Source organism: Paenibacillus sp. FSL H8-0261, from assembly GCF_045040645.1.
GTDB lineage: Bacteria > Bacillota > Bacilli > Paenibacillales > Paenibacillaceae > Paenibacillus_AQ.
Window position 1 is genome coordinate 2,399,287 of the sequence record NZ_CP150297.1, and the last position, 16,544, is coordinate 2,415,830.

Annotated in this window: 19 protein-coding genes and 1 tRNA gene; 11 read left to right on the forward strand and 9 right to left on the reverse strand. The window is 45.3% G+C overall.

The window, feature by feature from the left end:
- Nucleotide 1: 1 nt before the first annotated feature.
- Complete coding sequence (locus MHI27_RS10310; RefSeq protein ID WP_042186879.1) at nt 2-571, reverse strand: TetR/AcrR family transcriptional regulator; 570 nt, start codon at nt 569-571, stop codon at nt 2-4.
- A gap of 163 nt (nt 572-734) precedes the next feature.
- On the opposite strand from MHI27_RS10310, the gene MHI27_RS10315 reads away from it, so the two are divergent.
- From MHI27_RS10315 to MHI27_RS10330, 4 genes are read left to right on the forward strand one after another with little or no spacing between them, the layout of a single operon-like run.
- The gene (locus MHI27_RS10315; protein WP_405176180.1) at nt 735-1,670 is read left to right on the forward strand and encodes a ketopantoate reductase family protein; all 936 of its coding nucleotides are present in this window, start codon (nt 735-737) and stop codon (nt 1,668-1,670) included.
- A 24-nt stretch (nt 1,671-1,694) separates the two neighbouring features.
- Entirely contained in the window at nt 1,695-2,135 is a 441-nt protein-coding gene (locus tag MHI27_RS10320; RefSeq protein WP_405176181.1) for a histidine phosphatase family protein, read from the forward strand.
- A 2-nt stretch (nt 2,136-2,137) separates the two neighbouring features.
- On the forward strand, nt 2,138-2,335 hold the full coding sequence (locus MHI27_RS10325; RefSeq protein WP_405176182.1) for a histidine phosphatase family protein: 198 nt from the start codon (nt 2,138-2,140) through the stop codon (nt 2,333-2,335).
- A 15-nt stretch (nt 2,336-2,350) separates the two neighbouring features.
- On the forward strand, nt 2,351-2,941 hold the full coding sequence (locus MHI27_RS10330; RefSeq protein WP_341144825.1) for a class I SAM-dependent methyltransferase: 591 nt from the start codon (nt 2,351-2,353) through the stop codon (nt 2,939-2,941).
- Nucleotides 2,942-3,011: 70 nt separating this feature from the next.
- On the opposite strand, the gene MHI27_RS10335 is transcribed toward MHI27_RS10330, so the two are convergent.
- On the reverse strand, nt 3,012-3,107 hold the full coding sequence (locus tag MHI27_RS10335; protein ID WP_197069771.1) for a sporulation protein YjcZ: 96 nt from the start codon (nt 3,105-3,107) through the stop codon (nt 3,012-3,014).
- A gap of 112 nt (nt 3,108-3,219) precedes the next feature.
- Nucleotides 3,220-4,623 carry an RsmB/NOP family class I SAM-dependent RNA methyltransferase gene (locus MHI27_RS10340; protein WP_405176183.1) on the reverse strand — a complete coding sequence of 468 codons (1,404 nt, stop codon included), beginning with the start codon at nt 4,621-4,623 and terminating at the stop codon, nt 3,220-3,222.
- 157 nt (nt 4,624-4,780) lie between these two features.
- Here MHI27_RS10340 and MHI27_RS10345 point away from each other — a divergent pair, with 157 nt between their 5' ends.
- The 3 genes from MHI27_RS10345 to MHI27_RS10355 are packed head-to-tail and all read left to right on the forward strand — an operon-like array spanning nt 4,781 to nt 10,469.
- Nucleotides 4,781-5,917 (forward strand): glycosyltransferase family 4 protein, encoded by a 1,137-nt coding sequence (locus MHI27_RS10345; protein WP_405176184.1) that lies wholly within the window; start codon nt 4,781-4,783, stop codon nt 5,915-5,917.
- 6 nt (nt 5,918-5,923) lie between these two features.
- Nucleotides 5,924-7,234, forward strand: a complete 1,311-nt coding sequence (locus tag MHI27_RS10350; protein WP_405176185.1) for an exonuclease SbcCD subunit D — start codon at nt 5,924-5,926, stop codon at nt 7,232-7,234.
- Entirely contained in the window at nt 7,224-10,469 is a 3,246-nt protein-coding gene (locus MHI27_RS10355; protein WP_405176186.1) for an AAA family ATPase, read from the forward strand. Before MHI27_RS10350 ends, MHI27_RS10355 begins: the two co-directional genes overlap by 11 nt.
- On the opposite strand, the gene MHI27_RS10360 is transcribed toward MHI27_RS10355, so the two are convergent.
- Nucleotides 10,456-11,568 carry a membrane protein gene (locus tag MHI27_RS10360; RefSeq protein WP_042186895.1) on the reverse strand — a complete coding sequence of 371 codons (1,113 nt, stop codon included), beginning with the start codon at nt 11,566-11,568 and terminating at the stop codon, nt 10,456-10,458. The two genes, MHI27_RS10355 and MHI27_RS10360, sit on opposite strands and share 14 nt — an antisense overlap.
- A gap of 174 nt (nt 11,569-11,742) precedes the next feature.
- Here MHI27_RS10360 and MHI27_RS10365 point away from each other — a divergent pair, with 174 nt between their 5' ends.
- The 3 genes from MHI27_RS10365 to MHI27_RS10375 all read left to right on the forward strand — a co-directional run bounded on the left by MHI27_RS10365 (nt 11,743) and on the right by MHI27_RS10375 (nt 13,070).
- Nucleotides 11,743-12,315 (forward strand): xanthine phosphoribosyltransferase, encoded by a 573-nt coding sequence (locus MHI27_RS10365; RefSeq protein ID WP_076283133.1) that lies wholly within the window; start codon nt 11,743-11,745, stop codon nt 12,313-12,315.
- A gap of 101 nt (nt 12,316-12,416) precedes the next feature.
- Entirely contained in the window at nt 12,417-12,734 is a 318-nt protein-coding gene (locus MHI27_RS10370) for a hypothetical protein (RefSeq protein ID WP_036689410.1), read from the forward strand.
- A gap of 117 nt (nt 12,735-12,851) precedes the next feature.
- Nucleotides 12,852-13,070 carry a hypothetical protein gene (locus MHI27_RS10375; protein WP_042186900.1) on the forward strand — a complete coding sequence of 73 codons (219 nt, stop codon included), beginning with the start codon at nt 12,852-12,854 and terminating at the stop codon, nt 13,068-13,070.
- A gap of 74 nt (nt 13,071-13,144) precedes the next feature.
- Here MHI27_RS10375 and MHI27_RS10380 read toward each other — a convergent pair whose 3' ends face one another.
- Nucleotides 13,145-13,591: a hypothetical protein gene (locus MHI27_RS10380; protein ID WP_042186902.1), complete on the reverse strand. Its 447-nt coding sequence runs from the start codon at nt 13,589-13,591 to the stop codon at nt 13,145-13,147.
- A gap of 187 nt (nt 13,592-13,778) precedes the next feature.
- Between MHI27_RS10380 and MHI27_RS10385 the strand changes: the two genes are divergently transcribed.
- Nucleotides 13,779-13,862 (forward strand) — tRNA-Leu (locus tag MHI27_RS10385).
- An 81-nt stretch (nt 13,863-13,943) separates the two neighbouring features.
- Here MHI27_RS10385 and MHI27_RS10390 read toward each other — a convergent pair.
- The 4 genes from MHI27_RS10390 to MHI27_RS10405 are packed head-to-tail and all read right to left on the reverse strand — an operon-like array spanning nt 13,944 to nt 16,458.
- On the reverse strand, nt 13,944-14,474 hold the full coding sequence (locus MHI27_RS10390) for a hypothetical protein (protein WP_149643984.1): 531 nt from the start codon (nt 14,472-14,474) through the stop codon (nt 13,944-13,946).
- A gap of 42 nt (nt 14,475-14,516) precedes the next feature.
- Nucleotides 14,517-15,200 (reverse strand): hypothetical protein, encoded by a 684-nt coding sequence (locus MHI27_RS10395; RefSeq protein WP_149643985.1) that lies wholly within the window; start codon nt 15,198-15,200, stop codon nt 14,517-14,519.
- A complete protein-coding gene (locus tag MHI27_RS10400; protein WP_340968744.1) occupies nt 15,197-16,090 on the reverse strand; it encodes an ABC transporter ATP-binding protein in 894 nt (297 codons plus the stop codon). The genes MHI27_RS10395 and MHI27_RS10400 overlap by 4 nt, the downstream gene beginning before the upstream one ends.
- Nucleotides 16,087-16,458 carry a GntR family transcriptional regulator gene (locus MHI27_RS10405; RefSeq protein WP_042186911.1) on the reverse strand — a complete coding sequence of 124 codons (372 nt, stop codon included), beginning with the start codon at nt 16,456-16,458 and terminating at the stop codon, nt 16,087-16,089. The genes MHI27_RS10400 and MHI27_RS10405 overlap by 4 nt, the downstream gene beginning before the upstream one ends.
- Nucleotides 16,459-16,544 lie beyond the last annotated feature (86 nt).

Genomic DNA, 16,544 nt, shown 5'->3' on the forward strand with positions numbered 1-16,544 from the left:
GTCAAGCTTGGGAACGGATCATTTGCAGATTCAGATCTAGCATTGACCATAACTTTTCAGTAATTTCTTTTGCAGAGCAAGGATTACTATGGGTAAACCACCATTCAATCACTCCGACAGTTGCCGAACTCAAAAATTGTACGGATATATCCTTACTTAACTTATCTAGGTTTAAATTGTTTTCTAAGAATTGTGTTTTGATTTGATTATTTATCATATCTTGTAATTGGTTTCTAAAGGAGAGCAAAGCTTTGTTTCTTAATAAAGTCTTATAAAAGAGAGCATTCTCCTCCAATTGTTCCAGCGTGCGGAGTAATGACGCCTTAGAGGGATTGGGTTCGGTTTCATCCTCCACAGCGGAGCAGCTTTCGATTAGTTGCTGGAGCTGAGCCGCCAGGCATTTATCCATCAGATCATATTTATCTGCATAATGGGAATAAATCGTTCCGCGATTTACATCAGCGCGCTCTGCGATTTCGTTAATCGTTATTTTTTCAAAATCTTTTTCAGCCATTAGTTGAATTAATGCATTCATGATGGCTGTTTGGTTTTTTTTAATTCTTCTATCCATGGTAATACTCCCTTTTTATTAAACAATGTATTGTATTTTGTTGAAAAATCAACAAAACCGATCAAACTAACGATTGAACCCTACCGGAGATGTGATAATCTGATTTTATCGAACAGATGATCGAAATTCAACAAATGTCTAAAAAGGGATAGAGGAGTTAAATATGAGAATATTAGTTTTCGGAGCGGGAGTTTTAGGCAGCTATCTTGCACATGTCCTGGTGCGTGGGGGAAACGATGTCACAGTGCTTGCCAGAGGGAAGCGTGCAGAGCAATTGAAGAAAGACGGTCTTGTACTTCGCCATTATTTTCAATGTAAAAACACTATGGATTCTGTAAAAGTCATCTCAGAGCTTCAACCGGATGATCACTATGATCTTATTTTTGTTGTTATGAAATACAATGATTTTCCGGCCGTATTACCTATTTTAGCTAAAAATCAGAGTCAGAATATAATTTTTGTGGGTAATAATGGCGATGCTCACGAAATGCAAAAGGATCTTCAGGAAATGAGCGATGTAAGAAAAAATATACTCTTTGGATTTCAGCTTAGCGCAGGAATTCGTGAAGCGAGCGGTCGAGTTATCAAAATACATGCAGGTGGGCAAATGGTACTTGGCAGTCTTGACGGTGAGATCCCAATAAAACACTTACTGGAAAAAGCGTTTGAGAACGCTAAGTATAAGCTAACTTGTCATGAGGATATGGATGCTTGGCTCAAAAGTCATATCGTGCCTATAGTGGCTTTGAACTCCCTTAATTATCTTCATGACGGGGATTTGAAAAAGGTATCTAAAGATAAGAAGCTATTAAAACAAGCCATTTCAGTAATGGACGAAGGGTTTCAAATGATGGAGAAGCTAGACTATACGATCACTCCAGCAGGTCAAGTTGACTTTATTCGAAAACATAAACAGGGTGTATACTATGGTCTGAAAATAATTCATAAATTACCCTTTATGAAATTTGTAGATGGTTCTTTCAGCGAAATTGCAGCTTTGTTTAATTCGTTTGATAAGTTGAAACAACAAGCAAACATTGCGACGCCCCATTGGGATCAACTTCAAAAACAAGCGATCTCGAAGTATAATGCAAAATAATCTTTTTTGGGAGGTGTACAATCGATGACTATATATTTTATACGGCATGGAATAGATGATGAAGGCTATCGTGGGGGTTGGAGTCAACGTGGACTTGTAGTAGAGGGCTATAGACAAGCCGAACGACTTGGTTGTTATCTTAAGGAAAATCAGTCTAGCTTTAACATCACTCGTATCCTTAGCAGTGATTTGCAGCGTGCGTTAGATACAGCAAATGAGATCGCCAGAGCGCTAAGCTTGCCTGTTGAAAGCAGTCAGTCTTGGAGAGAAACGAATAATGGTGTAATCGCTGGAATGCCCCATGAAATTGCAAATGAACGATACCCGGGTCTCTATTTCTCAGAATTAAGAATGGATGAGAGATTTCCAGGAGGAGAGAGCCCACAGGATTTTTTACGCGAATTAATACAAGTTTCTCAAAACTATGTAATGAACTGGAGAGTACTGATCCAAAAGAAAATGTAATTGTGGTTACGCATGGTGGCGTAATTAATATTATTTATCATATTTTAAAAGGGCTAACGTGGACCAATAAGAATGCCCATTTCCCGACTTCATATACAAGTATTCATAAAATAGAATATCAAGTAGATAAGTGGGTAGTTACAGCTGAAAATCTTACGGAACATATATCAAGTGATCAGGCTGCTGGTTTGTCCAATTGATTGGGAGGTACAAATATGGGATTATTGAATGCACTGATCGATCAAGCCAAGAACCCGAGAGGATTCGTGGGGAATATCATGATCAAGATCATGAACCAGGCACATTCCAGCATAACAACGTGGGGGCTTAAAAAAATAGAAATGATGAACAACGCACCTATTTTGGACATAGGCTGTGGTGGCGGTCAAACTATACATATGCTTGCAAAACATAATAAATATCAGGAAATCTACGGCATAGATTATTCTCAGCAAGCTGTGGAGACATCCAATCAAAAAAACAATAAGGCTGTTGCCGCAGGTAAGGTGAAGATTAGTCAGGGAGACGTATCGGCTTTACCGTTCAATGATGGATTTTTCGGGACGATCACGGCTATTCAGACGCATTATTTCTGGCCAGATCTTGAACAAAATATAAGTGAAGTGTTTAGGGTGCTGAAGACAGGCGGAACGTTTGTTATTATTTCTGAGGTCTATAAAATCAATTATCACATGAAACAATACACAAAAAACGAAGAGATAGATCAGTTATTTCGGAAAGTTGGCTTTCAAACGGTAAATATTCACGAGAACAACAAATGGAGATGTTATGCTGGAAAGAAATAAAGCGGCCGCACCGCCCTACAAAGGACGACACAGCCGCTTTAATTTCACCGTCTGATTAGCCGGATTGGTATTAAACGAACAACGAACGGGAAATGATTACGAGCAAGATAAAAAGTACCAAGATCGCTCCAGTCGAAGTGAAGGCTCCTCCATGAAATTCACCCATGTTAATTCCTCCTTACCATATGTCTTTGTTCTCAAGTGCTGCGGCGGGTGTCGCAGCTTTCTGAGATAATGACATCATATGCCAAAGTGGACTGGATGTACTGGTCTATGGCCTATTGCTCGTCAATATGGGCTTTTAAGATGCGAAGTCCTTTAGGAAGATGATTCTTAAGTTGGCCTGCACTTGCTTTGCCCCAACTTATCGGCAATCCATCTAAAGTTACTAGTGTCCATCCATGTAATTCCACCGGTACTGGTAAGCTTTCTCCCCGGAGCCAAGCATGTATTTCCAGCCCCCCACTACTGAGATCAAAACTACGTGTTACTTGTGTGTGCTGAATAGCCATCGCTAGGGCGTGAGCGGGTTCAATCCGATTTTTCTTCAAATGGGCAATATGTAGCCCGGCACGAGGAATACGCAAACCATCCAGCAGCCCAGTATGGAGGTTGCCATTAAAGGATTCAGGCAGTAAATAAAGGGATTCTCCGAACAGCAGAGGGACGCCTTGATATGAGAAACCAGGAAGCTCTAACGAAGCCCAGTCTTGGAATAACTGGTATGCATCGCGAACGGAAGAATTAATTTTTGGGTTGCTTTTGCTTCGACGCTTTTTGGTGCTGCGTTTGGCGTCATCGTTAACGTCGTTTTCGGTGACACTTTGCTTACGTAGGAGTGCAACAAAGTGGCCTTCGCCTTTTTCTAAATGTGGCCAAAGGCGCTTGTGGGTGATTAATTCCATATCGGGGTAACGATCCGTCAATCGGGTAATGATCTCCTCATTCTCTTGACGGTTAAAGGTGCAAGTAGAGTAGGCTAGAGTCCCCCCAGGCTTAAGCATAAGGTAGGCGTCTTGCAGGATGTCCCATTGTCTCGCCGTACACATAACCACATGGTCAGGAGACCACTCGTGAACGGCATTTGGATCTTTTCGAAACATGCCTTCTCCTGAGCAAGGAGCATCCAGCATAATTCGGTCAAAAGCAAGTGGAAAGCGCGAAGACAGCTGCTCTGGCGTTGCACAGGTTACGAGGGTATTCTTTATACCTAAACGTTCTACGTTCTCTGCAAGGATTTTTGCGCGCTCTGGATGGATTTCATTAGAAATTAAGAGGCCTTGTCCTTGCATTAAACCAGCGATATGTGTAGTTTTACCCCCAGGAGCTGCTGCAAGGTCGAGGACGGTTTCACCGGGTTTAGGTGCCAGCAGTTCAGCTGCGGACATTGCGGAAGGCTCCTGAATATAATATAGTCCAGCAGCATGGTAAGGGTGCCTGCCTGGTCGAGCGGGCTCTTCATAATAATAACCATCAGGGCACCATGGGATAGGTTTTAGATCAAACTGTGAGACTGTGCGTTCTACTGCGACTTGACCTGAATCTGAGATACTTTTCAATGGATTAAAGCGAAGTCCCTGCGTTCGTGGAGCTGAATAACTTTCTAGAAAAGCATTTGCCTCTTGCCCCAGCATTTCTTGTATATATGCGGTGTAAGAGGCAGGCAGCTGTTCTTCCTTCATAGATCATTCTCCTTTTTCTTAGTTGCTGTTTCATGTTTATATCGATAAAATCAAGGTATGGGGAACGTAATCGTACCTGAAATTCTACATATACACAACTATATCATAATTGCCAAGTCTTACTGTACGTAAGGCAATTGTAAAGGGGATGTACCATATGAATTTGCTGCAAGCGCTCTTCTTCCCACCGGAGCAACCCGGTGGTGTATCGTCCATGATCCCTTATCTTCAGGAAAGGTTCCGTTCAAGCCGCTGGGAGATGGATTTGTTTTGGTTACCTAAGCGGATTCGTAACAAGGGACATGAAGAAGTCATATTCGAGACCTTTGATTGGACCCGGTTTGGCAAAAGTCAGATCGTTCAGAAATATATTCAGACCTACCGTGATTATCTATGGTGGACTAAACTACGAATGAGCAAGACATATGACCTTATCCATTCCCATCATCCAATTGCTGGTTTAGCAATGAAAAAAGTATTTCCAAATACTCCGTTAATTCAAACCTTACATTCCAGTTATGAGCGAGAGCTGATTCTGAATGGAGCTATTTCTGAAGGTGGGCTGGAACATCAGTTTCTAGTTTCGCTATACCGCGAACTTGAGCATGTTAGTGATCGGTTAATGACTGTGTCGCAAGCTTTTGCAGAGTATGTGGCGCCTTATATTCTAGATCCTTCTAATATAGGAGTAATACCGAATGGTTTTGATGAGAAAAGGTTTAAGCCAGTCCCGCATGACAACGCTGTACCACAGTTAGTGACTGTGACACGTCTAGTTCCAGCCAAAGGAATTGATACTTTACTCAAGGCCTGTGCTGAGCTTAAAAATCGCGGCCATGAATATGTACTGCATATTATTGGAGATGGACCTTCCCGTGCGGATTTGGAAAACATGGCTAAGCAATTAGGGATTTATAATGAAACGATTTTTTATGGATATACGCTCCATCCGGAAGAATTCATGCCTTTCTTTGATATTTTCGTGCTGCCTTCTCGGGCGGAGGCCTTCGGATCGGTATTTGCAGAAGCAGCGCTTAGCTGCTTGGCTTTAGTTGGGACGAATGTAGGCGGGATACCGGAGCAGATTGAAGATGGTGTGAATGGCCTGCTCGTCAGTCCTGATGATGAGATTGCTCTTGCTGACGCTTTAGAGAAGGTGATATCTGATCCGGCTTATCGTTATGAGCTTTCTCGTTCAGCTTGGGATAAAGCGAAAAGCTTGTATTCGCTGACTCGTGTCGCTAATGAACTTAAAAAGACATACTTACAGTATCCCTCAGGAACGAAGGGGTGAGCAGCTATGATTCCATTTCGATTTCTACATGCTGCTGACTTACATCTGGATAGCCGTTTTGCTGGGCTGGCGCATATTTCGCCAGCCATTCGTTCTTATTTACGTGAGTCAACCTTCGCCGCCCTTGGGCGGCTTGTCCGCGTTGCCATCCAAGAGAATGTTGATTTTATCGTCATCAGTGGAGATGTATACGATGTTTCTGACGCTTCCTTACAGGGTCAACTGCGATTTCAGGAAGCACTCAAGGAACTGGGTCAGCAAGGAATACACGTGTTTCTGATCCATGGCAACCATGATCCACTTGACGGATTGCGTCTGACTACAGAAATGCCCAGCCATGTAACCGTGTTTGGAGGAGAGAAGCCAGATCTCGCTTCGGCTTACCGTCGCAAAGATGGTCAAGAAGTGGCTATTGTTAGTGGAATCTCCTATCCGACTGCGAAAGTTACGGACAACACTGCAGTGACCTTTTCTCGAAAGCCTGGCAGCCGTCTGTTTCATATTGCTATGCTGCATGGGAATGTAGACGGTGATTTACTGCACGAGACGTATTCTCCTTGCAGTCGTAGGGATCTTATCGAGCGGGGTTTTGATTATTGGGCACTTGGACATATCCATAAACGTAGTGTATTGCATGAAAAACCGGCGATTATATACCCGGGCAATATACAAGGACGTAGCATTAAGGAAACCGGACCCAAAGGTTGTTATGTTGTGGATGTTGATGAGGCTGGAACAGCCACGCCCCATTTTCATGAGCTTGATTATGTTCGCTGGCAGGTACGGGATCTGTCCATTGAGGGATTGAGTAATGAAGCAGAATGGATACAAAGGGTGGAGCAGGTGATTGACGATATCAGGGAGGAACTCCCGGAGCTGATGTCAGTGGTCAGATTTCGTCTGATTGGACGCGGGGACGTACATAAAGTATTAGCTGAAAAAGGAGCGGTAGAGGATCTGCTGTCTGAACTCCAGCGCCGTGAGGCGGTACGGGCTGAGCGTAAAGATTATAAGGGACTTGTCTGGGTGGAAGGATTCGCTGTAGAATCCGGGTTAGCTATTGACCGTGAACGGTTATTAGAGGAGGATAGCTTTCTTGGAGAAATGCTGCGAATTACAGAGCGTACGGAACATTCAGCAGAAGCGCTTGAAGAATTAATAAACAGTGCGCTTAAGCCGCTCATGGAGAATCAGGAGCTGCGACAGCTGCTCTCGGTGACAAGTCAAGAGGAGAAGCTAAGTTGGCTTCGTAGTGCAGCAGAACAGGGAATCACAATGCTCGGTGGAATGGAGGGTGCTCCAGAAGATGAGAATTGAACATTTGCAGATCCATGGCTTCGGACGTTTGCATAACCGAGAGATTGAACTATCGGAAGGAGTTACTATACTCTATGGACGTAATGAAGCAGGAAAAAGCACGACGTTACAGTTTATTCGCTCCATGCTGTTTGGAATTCCAAGTCGTGGTAACCCTACGGAGAGGTATGAACCTATGCAAGGAGGATTACATGGGGGAATACTAAAGGCACGTGATAGTAATGGTGCCCTGTGGACCATTCGTCGCCATACAGCTGGTGGTGAGGGCTCAGGAAGAAATGAGAAACTGAACATCACGGTTAACCATCCGAATGGAACAACGCAAGAGCTAGGGCAAGCTGAAATGGAGCGTCTTTTGCTTGGTGGTATCTCTCGGAGCATGTTCCATCAATTGTTCGCGGTCTCTCTCGATGAACTGCAGGAGCTTGCTGCGCTTCAATCAGAAGAGATGGGCAGCTTTCTCTTTCACGCGGGTATGGGCGGTGGTGGAACGATCATGCGTGCGGAACGCCGATTGGTACAGGAAGCTGAGAAGCTGTATAAACCTCGGGGCAAGCTACAGGAAGCTGCTAAAATCGTTCAGGCTATTGAGAAACTAGAGCGTCAGATGGCGGAGAGCCGCTCTTATCTTCCACGTTATAACGGTAATATAGCAGCATTAAAGGTTACGGAATCTGAGCTAGATCAACTGGAACAACAACGTAAGCTTACTGGAGACAAGCTCGTGATGCTTCGCAAAGCTCAGGATGTTCGTGAATTGTGGTTAAAATGGAGCGATGCGCAGCTCGAGCTGCAGGACCTGCCAGGGATTACAACCTTTCCTGAAGATGGAGCGATTCGCTATCAGGCACTTGAAGGTGAAATTCGGAATGCTCAGGGAGCAGTAACTCGTTATGAACGTCTGCAAAGTGAGCTTACGGCTGAGCTGGAGCAGAATCCGCCGAATGCGTTGTTAACAGCGCAAGGGCCTGCCCTGGAGCGGCTGGATCGCCATCGGAGCAGCTATGAAAACCTGCGAGCGGAAAGACAGCGGCTAGAAGGTGAATTGACCGCGCTGAATGAGCATTTGCAGCGAATTCTGCGAGGCATTGATGTCAGCTGGAGCGCGGCAGAGCTGACTGCATTTTCGGGTGCCGCGGCGGATCGTGAAGCTGCACGGAGGTTTGCGGCGGCGTTCGCGAGTTATGATCGCCGCATGGAAGCGGAGGGCGCAGCACGGCAGACGCTGCGTTCCCGCTTGGCCGCTGCCTCAGCTTCGCTGCAGGCAGCAGAACGGGCGCTGGCGCGTGAACACGCAACCGGCGCCGAATCTTTTGCGCAGCTGGCTCCGCGCAGCGCCCGAGAAGTGCTGCAGCTGTGGGACGAGCTGCAGCAGGCGGCCGAGCGCTGGCGCGAAGCACAGCTCAGCGAAGGGCCGCAGCGCGGCCCTGGCGCCGGAAGTGACGGTCCTAGCGCGCAGCGCATGGCCGCGCTCTACCGGCGCCTGCTGTGGGCTGGGGCAGCACTAACCGTGCTGCTGCCCACAGCGCTGTGGCTGACCGGTGCTCCGCCGGTCAGCGCAGTGCTCGCGATCGGCCTGCTTGGCGCGGCCGATCTGGCCCTTTGGGCCGGCCTCAGCGGAGCGCGCCGGCCGGAAGCGTCCCCGCCAGGGCATGGCGGGGACGTGGGCACAGCCGCAGCCGAGATGCTGCGGCTGCGGGGGCAGCTGCTCTCCGGGGCGGAGCCGGAGAGCGCCATGCCGGGGCGGCGATCGGCCGCCCCGGGGTCCAGCCCTGACGCAGGCGGGCTGGAAGCCTCCATGAGGGAGCTTCGCAGGCTCATGGAGGCTTGGTCCGCTTGGCGGCAGCGCATTGAACGCTATGCCGCCGAGCGGGATGCCTGCCGCACGGAGCTGGAGACGCTGGCAGGCCAAGAGAAGCTGCTCGCGGAAGAAATGAGCCTGGCAGAGACGGCTTTTACGCAAACTGCTGAGCACTATGAAGAATGGCTGCGTGAGCGCAGATTGCCCGAAGGGTTGTCTCCGGAAGGGTTGCCGGATATCTTCGCTATGGTAGAGCAGGGGAACGAACTGCTGCGCCAAGAGAATAAGCTCTCTTTACGTCTGAAAGAGCTGGAAGATGAGTGTAACGTGTTCGAGGAGGAGCTGCTTGCTCTCATTCATGAATCAGGTACTGATCCTTTAGACGAGTCTGGTGTAGCGGCAACTAGCTTTGATATGGATCCGCACGATGGACAGCGACGATCTGCACTAACTTTACTAAGCTGGCTGGAACTTCGAAAAAGAGCTTGGGATGAACTGAAAAAGGACCTGGTTCGCCGGGAAGGCATTCAGTCACGGTTACAAGAGCTTCTGGAAGAGCTTAAGGAGAGCCATAGGGTATTAGGTGAGTTAAGAGAACAGCGTGACCACCTGTTGGACGAAGGCGGAGCAACAGGCGGGGAGGATTTCTTAAGGAGATCGGCTGCTGTACAGCGGCGTAGTGAGCTGAATAAATCCATTCGCCAGTGGGAGCTAGCCATGTTTGGAGGCTGGGAGGATGAGCGAGTTAACGCCTTGCAATTATTATTAGATCATCATGATGCTTCAGCACTCCAGAAGGAACGTACGGCAGCTGAAGAGCTAGCTGAACGGGAAGAAGAACTGTGGAACACCCTGCTGGAGCAACGAGGAAAGCTGCTTCAGGAAAGGGAGTATTTGAAAGAGCGTTGTATGGAGGACTCTGTCATTCAGCAATTGGAAGAGCAGAGAGCTGCTCTGCGAATCGTGGCTGATAAGTATGCGGTAGCAGCATTAACTGCTGAATTAATCGGAAGAACCCGCCGTATTTATGAACAGGAGAAGCAACCGCAGGTACTTTTGCTTGCATCTGACTATTTCTCCAAGCTGACCGAAGGGGAATACAAAAGAGTAGTTATGACTCTAGGTCATAAAGAACTAAAAGCGGAACACAAAGATGCTGGACTGCTGGACAGCGGTCTGCTCAGCCGTGGGACGGCAGAACAGTTGTACCTTTCCATCCGCTTGGCACTTGCAGAGACGATGTCTCGGCAAGTATCGTTACCACTACTATTCGATGATCTATTCGTCAATTTTGACGAGGCTCGTCTTCATGCTGCGCTTTCACTGCTTGGTGAACTGTCGGTCTCCCGCCAGATTGTGATGATGACCTGTCACAAGCATGTGGCGGAAGCGGCAGCACGAATCATTCCAACAGCAGCAGTTATTTCCGTGTAACTGGTTTTATGGATACAAGGCTGTTCCCTTTTCCACTCGAACCCGATGAGGAATCGCTACGTGGTGGAGTAGACCATGGCGTACGTAGTAGCATGACAGCCCAGACCATCGACAAAGCTCCGAAGATCGGGTAGAACACGGAGAGTAGAGAGCTAAAGCCAAATTGGCTCAGTAAATAACAGACCAACATCAGAATCGGTGTAATCAATGCGGGTTTAACTGGAATTCGTTGTTTAAGCTGCATGGTGACACCATAAATGTCAGCGACAAAAGTGCTAAAGATCTCCAAGAAGATCAGCAACAAATATATAGTTTGTACTACAGTACCCAACCGGATGGCGATGTTGCCCATAGGGATTTCAAATTGGAGAATATCAGGCATCTGGGAGCTCATCGCGAAATGTGCGGCGATCAACATAAAGCCAATTCCGGCACCACCAATAATACCGCCCCAGACAAGAGATTTTTCTTCATCCGTATGTCGAGCCATGGGAACTAATACGGCTTGAGCCATACCTAGATTAAAGGCGGTGTAGAGCAGCGGCGACATCCAAGCGCCAAAGATTGTCCGATCCGTTTCTAGGAATAAGAACCGCTGAGCTCCTGGAATTTGAAAGGTATTAAAAATAATGATGAGTGACAGCGTAAGCATTAATGGGACGATCAGACTGTTCATTTGCAGAATACCGGAAATTCCCCGTTTAAGCAGAAAATAAGAACCAACCAGCGTGAGTATTAGCCCTGTTTGATAATGAAATCCAAGATGCTCTTGAAAAATAGCGCCCGCGCCTGCAAGCATAATACTGTTGACACCGATTAAGATGACCATCGTGAACAAACTGATGGTGCTTCCGACTTGGTCGCCGAAGAGGTGTCGGTTAAAGTCTTCATAAGACTCTGCTTCTATGCGCCGAGCGATGACCATCATTTTCGTACCCAGCCATATAAACAGTATAGTAGAGAGCAGGATGGTCAGGACTGCCCAGTGTCCGTAACGAGTGAAGAATTTTAATATTTCTTGTCCGGTGGCGAATCCGGCTCCTACAATGGTGCCAATGTAAGTGAATGCGATCTGTAATGTTCGGACATGTGATTTCATGGCTCCCCTCCTAATAGTTTTAAGAACAAAAGAAAAATCATAATGTGTGCTATGCAGGATTGCCTTGTGCACTCTGTATAGTACAGGTTATGATGAGGATCAGTAGGACATGACTTCCGTGATTCATTTGTACGGAACGTCTGCGATTATAAAGGGTATTGGAGGTTCAAAGTCATGGAAGTGTTGAAACAGCGGATTTTGGAGGAAGGTGTCGTCGTTTCGGATGAAGTGCTGAAGCTGGATGCACTGTTGAATCATCAGGTAGATCCGCAGCTTACGATGGAAATGGGACGGGAGTTTGCCGGGAGGTTTGCGGACTGCGGAATTACACGTATTGTGACCGTGGAATCCTCGGGCATTGCCGTGGCATTTGCCACCGCATATGAGTTAAAGGTGCCGTTAGTTTTTGCACGTCGCAAAAAAACACTGTTAGCAGATCCGGACGCACTTTGCGAAAGAGTTCCTTCTTTTACGAAAGGTATTGTTACCGACATTATGTTGTCTCGCCAATTCATCTCTCCAGAAGATAAAATCCTCTTTATCGATGATATTATTGCTAATGGTGATGCAGCACGTGGATTGATTAAGATCATCGAGCGCTCTGGCGCTGAGCTGGTAGGTCTTGGCGTTGTAGTGGAAAAAAGCTTTCAGGCTGGAGCCCGGACGATCAAAGAACAAGGCATCCGACTGGAGTCACTCGTAAGAATTACTTCTCTTAGTGGAGGCACCATTGAATTTGGGGAATAACCCGTTTTTGAGATAAGAACAGGCCTATTTTTCAAACAACTGCTTTTCACCCTATAGATTTTCCTTTATAATAAAATCAGACATAGGGAGGAGGCGTCACAATGGGGAAAGAACCGGTGACTGAGCAATTTTTTATTGATAAATTAACCGAGGCCAAGGATCACTTCGAGCGTGCGCTGGATTGCAAACACACGGAATTCGACGATCTGTATCCCTATATGATTGAACATCCTCAGTTTTTTTGGTACAAACGCTATGTAGCTTGGTCAGAACTTCTGACAATCAAAGGTTTATGTGAGGAACTTTCCTTCCCTTGGAGGGAGAAATTCACAACAAACCAAGTGGAGTATCTGGAGCAACGTGTGATGTCCGCTAAAGTTCTTGATTTCTGGTTCGAGAAGAATGAAGCGCTGATATAAGAATGCTTTAGTAGACATACAATTGGTCAATTACTTATACGAGACCCAGATGATTTTTCATTTGGGTCTTTTTTCTGGATGAAAATAGGATAAGCTATACAGAGGGAGGGATTCATGATGATTAGCGATGAACAATTGGATGCATACCGAATTTCCGGCGAGAAAATTCGTGTGGTGCGGGACGGCATAGAAAGTAATGATGTAAAAGGGATTGTTCTGGCTTGGGATGATTCGCAGGTGATGATACGTCGTCAGAATAGACGAGTAGTAAAGCTGGATCGGAATTATTTATTCCAACCCTTCAGTGAACCAAGGAAAGAACCTGATAATATATAGTTTCCGCAGCAAAAATAGCTCCTTACCCAAATTGGGTGGGGAGCTGTTCTGCTTACATATAAGCCTCTGACGAATTAAATACTTAAAGCTAGCTGGGAGTCACTTTCTTCTCTGGAGAGTATGGAGAGCTCTGTGGACAGTCCGAGATACGCACGCATTCGCAGCATCATCTCTCTACGGAATCCTGGCCATAATATATTCATCTCACCTTGATATCCTCTACAGGAGTACAAGGCCTCGACTCCTCGTTGATCTTGGCGAACGGTTGTGATCTTCAGATCATGTGAGCTCAATTCACGCGTAACCTCTTGAAGCATTAGTGAGGTTTTCTTAGTGGCACCAGACAAGAGCTCCATATAAAGCTGAGGGGTCTTAAATAGACCACTTTTGCTGATTACACGGCAGTCACGCTCGAAAACTTTATGAATAAACGTTAGCAGCAAATAGCTTCTGACAAGGGACAGTTCTTCTTTAGTAACATCTTCATCAACAATGGATGTCTTCAACTTCGTAGTCGCCATTATAAATCACCTCATTTATATTATGCGAACTTTTGTTCTCATTATACCTTATATTCGGAATTAAAAGCAATAATTATCCATAAAATAATGATCGATAAGAAAAGCTGGAAAATATATTGACGCTTTAATCTCAGCATGGTATGATCTATCTTGTGACCGCAAGTTTGATATGTAGTCATTATGATGTGCGGTCGTGGCGGAATTGGCAGACGCGCACGGTTCAGGTCCGTGTGGTAGCAATATCGTGGAGGTTCGAGTCCTCTCGACCGCATCACAAGAAACTCCCTTGAGAAATCAAGGGAGTTTTTTTTGTGAATATAATTAATCGAAGGTAACTTTAGCATACTCGTATCTAGATCGATAAATATCGAATTAACCCTAATAGAGCGAAGGCGAGCAAAACTGTTCCAGCACCAATGCCTGTAATTGCACTGTTTGCGACCTTAAGTTTTTTAGATATGAACAGTGATACGATAGAGATTGCAACCAGAAGTGCTGCTAAAAGGTATAAACTGAAATCGTTAAACACACTTTTTAAGCCAATAAAATGAATCCCTACTATAAAGGCAATCCAAGGAGCAACATAATCATTATACTTACATTTCATCAATATAGAAGCTCCAGCACCAGCCAACAATAATTCAATATAGACAGAAATTAGATAATTATCAAAAGAGGTCTTGTCATTTAATACGGAGGGAGCATCCCAGTTCGTCACACTTAAATAGACACCAATCAAGCAGACGAGAAGGGATACACCAGAAGCTATGCCAATATATTTTCGCCAGCTGGATCTGGGGTTTTCTTGTGCCCAACCAAACCAACTAAAACTAAACATACCGAATATAGAAGCATACATGGCGTAATCCCTCACATAATCCATACAGTACCCCCTATAAATATTAACAATATTCCAGGCAGAGTCTTATACTGTAGACTTCCGAAGCATCCAGAACGATAAGAGTGCATACAAGACCGTCAAGGGCATACTCCACAAGGCAAGTTCAAATGCGGTATGGCTAGCCAACCAATTAAATACATCTACCCACCACTGATAATATGTCATTAACAATCCAGCGACACTGTACAGAATAAACATGACTGCCGCGAAAATGAATAGGCCGCTTCTACCAAATCTACGGAAGATGCTGGATATAACAAATCCCCAATAAAACATATGCAACAAGATCATGAAATAGATCCACAGCTGCTCTAGGACGGTACCATCATTCAAGTATGGTAGGTGAAAATAATGTAGCTGCACACCCCATCCAGATGTTAATTTGGTTTCCACAATAGATAGCAGGAACAGAAGAAGTGAGAAGCCGGCACTTGTTATAACGGCCATCAAGGATGTGCCGAAGAAATAATCTGTCCTCCGTAGGCTTAAGCCCAAGGCAAAGGGGAAAGTCTGTACTAAAATGATGATACCTATGACAAACATATAAATAAAGATTGAGACTAGGCCGCCGGTATACATTGGTTCTTGCAGGAAAAAAGCTATGACAAGATTAACCAAAAAGCTGGACAATAATATAATCCAAGGCATAAACAACCAAAACCATTTATCCTTGTAGTGCATTTTTAATATCCCTGTCATTTGGTTCATTGCACTGCAACTCCCTTCCCTTGGGATTTTCTGTTTGTAAGATGAACAACTAACTGTTGTAAAGATATCGGGGAGATCTCCAGACCAAGCATCTCAGCACGTGATAGATCTGTTGAGTTTAAGCCAATAACAGTGGCAGAAAGTAATCCGCCAAAGGATTCACGAGAGATGATCTCTTTACCGGTGATTAAATCTTCGACCTTCGCAGCCGCACCGATAACTTTAGCAGCTCGCCCGCGAAGAGCTTCAGCATCCTCATTGATAATCAGCTTACCGTTGTCGATAACAATGACATGCTCTAATAGCTGGCTTACCTCGTCAATTAAATGTGTAGACAAGACAACTGTTCGCGGATATTCTGAATAATCCTCAATTAATCGATCGTAAAACAGGCTTCTTGCCACAGCATCGAGACCTAAATAGGGTTCGTCAAAGATAGTCAGCGGAGCGCGGCTCGCCAGACCTACTACAATGCCCACCGCCGAGAGCATTCCTCTGGACAGCTTCTTTATTCTTCTTTTTAAGGGAAGATTAAAGTCTTTGATTAAGGAGTGGGCGTAGTCCCGATCAAAGTTAGGGAAGAATAACTCGGATACCTCTAGAACATCGATAATACGGTACGTATCCGGATACTTTTGGCTTTCCTTAATAAAGCAAATCTGATTGAGTACGCGGTTATTCTCGTAGGGATGTTCCCCGAACACCTTCAAATCACCGCTTGTAGCAAATAACTGTGCTGTAATCATGTGCATGATCGTTGTTTTTCCTGCACCATTTCTGCCAAGCAGACCATAGATTTTGTTCTTTTCTAAAGAAAAACTAATGTCTTGGATGACAGTTACCTTTCCATACGACTTGGTCAGTCCCTTGATCTCAACGACTTCATTCATGACCGATTATCTCCCCTCTGAATCATCTTCGTTAATTGATCCAACGTAATTCCTAATTTCTCTGCTTCACGGATCATAGTTACAACATATTGCTCATAAAATTGCTCTTTTCTCTTCTCCATCAATACTGTGCGCGCTCCAGAAGCTACAAACATGCCGATACCTCGCTTTTTGTATAAAATTCCTTGGTCGACAAGCAAATTCACACCTTTCGCAGCCGTCGCCGGATTGATCTGGTAAAAAACAGCAAATTGATTTGTTGAAGGAACCTGTGATTCCTCCAAGAGTGTTTCTTCGATGATGTCATTTTCTATGCGTTCGGCGATCTGCATAAATATCGGTCGAGTATCATCCATTAAGCTTCCCATGTATTCACCGCCATGTTCATTGGTTAGTTAGTTATGTAATTAACCGTATATGTAACAGACCTATTTGTCAATCATTTCTATGTGGA

Coding starts and splice junctions, on each gene's coding strand:
- MHI27_RS10310 (WP_042186879.1), bottom strand. CDS start 571: ATGGATAGAAGAATTAAAAAAAACCAAACAGCCATCATGAATGCATTA.
- MHI27_RS10315 (WP_405176180.1), top strand. CDS start 735: ATGAGAATATTAGTTTTCGGAGCGGGAGTTTTAGGCAGCTATCTTGCA.
- MHI27_RS10320 (WP_405176181.1), top strand. CDS start 1,695: ATGACTATATATTTTATACGGCATGGAATAGATGATGAAGGCTATCGT.
- MHI27_RS10330 (WP_341144825.1), top strand. CDS start 2,351: ATGGGATTATTGAATGCACTGATCGATCAAGCCAAGAACCCGAGAGGA.
- MHI27_RS10335 (WP_197069771.1), bottom strand. CDS start 3,107: ATGGGTGAATTTCATGGAGGAGCCTTCACTTCGACTGGAGCGATCTTG.
- MHI27_RS10340 (WP_405176183.1), bottom strand. CDS start 4,623: ATGAAGGAAGAACAGCTGCCTGCCTCTTACACCGCATATATACAAGAA.
- MHI27_RS10345 (WP_405176184.1), top strand. CDS start 4,781: ATGAATTTGCTGCAAGCGCTCTTCTTCCCACCGGAGCAACCCGGTGGT.
- MHI27_RS10350 (WP_405176185.1), top strand. CDS start 5,924: ATGATTCCATTTCGATTTCTACATGCTGCTGACTTACATCTGGATAGC.
- MHI27_RS10355 (WP_405176186.1), top strand. CDS start 7,224: ATGAGAATTGAACATTTGCAGATCCATGGCTTCGGACGTTTGCATAAC.
- MHI27_RS10360 (WP_042186895.1), bottom strand. CDS start 11,568: ATGAAATCACATGTCCGAACATTACAGATCGCATTCACTTACATTGGC.
- MHI27_RS10365 (WP_076283133.1), top strand. CDS start 11,743: ATGGAAGTGTTGAAACAGCGGATTTTGGAGGAAGGTGTCGTCGTTTCG.
- MHI27_RS10370 (WP_036689410.1), top strand. CDS start 12,417: ATGGGGAAAGAACCGGTGACTGAGCAATTTTTTATTGATAAATTAACC.
- MHI27_RS10375 (WP_042186900.1), top strand. CDS start 12,852: ATGATTAGCGATGAACAATTGGATGCATACCGAATTTCCGGCGAGAAA.
- MHI27_RS10380 (WP_042186902.1), bottom strand. CDS start 13,591: ATGGCGACTACGAAGTTGAAGACATCCATTGTTGATGAAGATGTTACT.
- MHI27_RS10390 (WP_149643984.1), bottom strand. CDS start 14,474: ATGGATTATGTGAGGGATTACGCCATGTATGCTTCTATATTCGGTATG.
- MHI27_RS10395 (WP_149643985.1), bottom strand. CDS start 15,200: ATGAACCAAATGACAGGGATATTAAAAATGCACTACAAGGATAAATGG.
- MHI27_RS10400 (WP_340968744.1), bottom strand. CDS start 16,090: ATGAATGAAGTCGTTGAGATCAAGGGACTGACCAAGTCGTATGGAAAG.
- MHI27_RS10405 (WP_042186911.1), bottom strand. CDS start 16,458: ATGGGAAGCTTAATGGATGATACTCGACCGATATTTATGCAGATCGCC.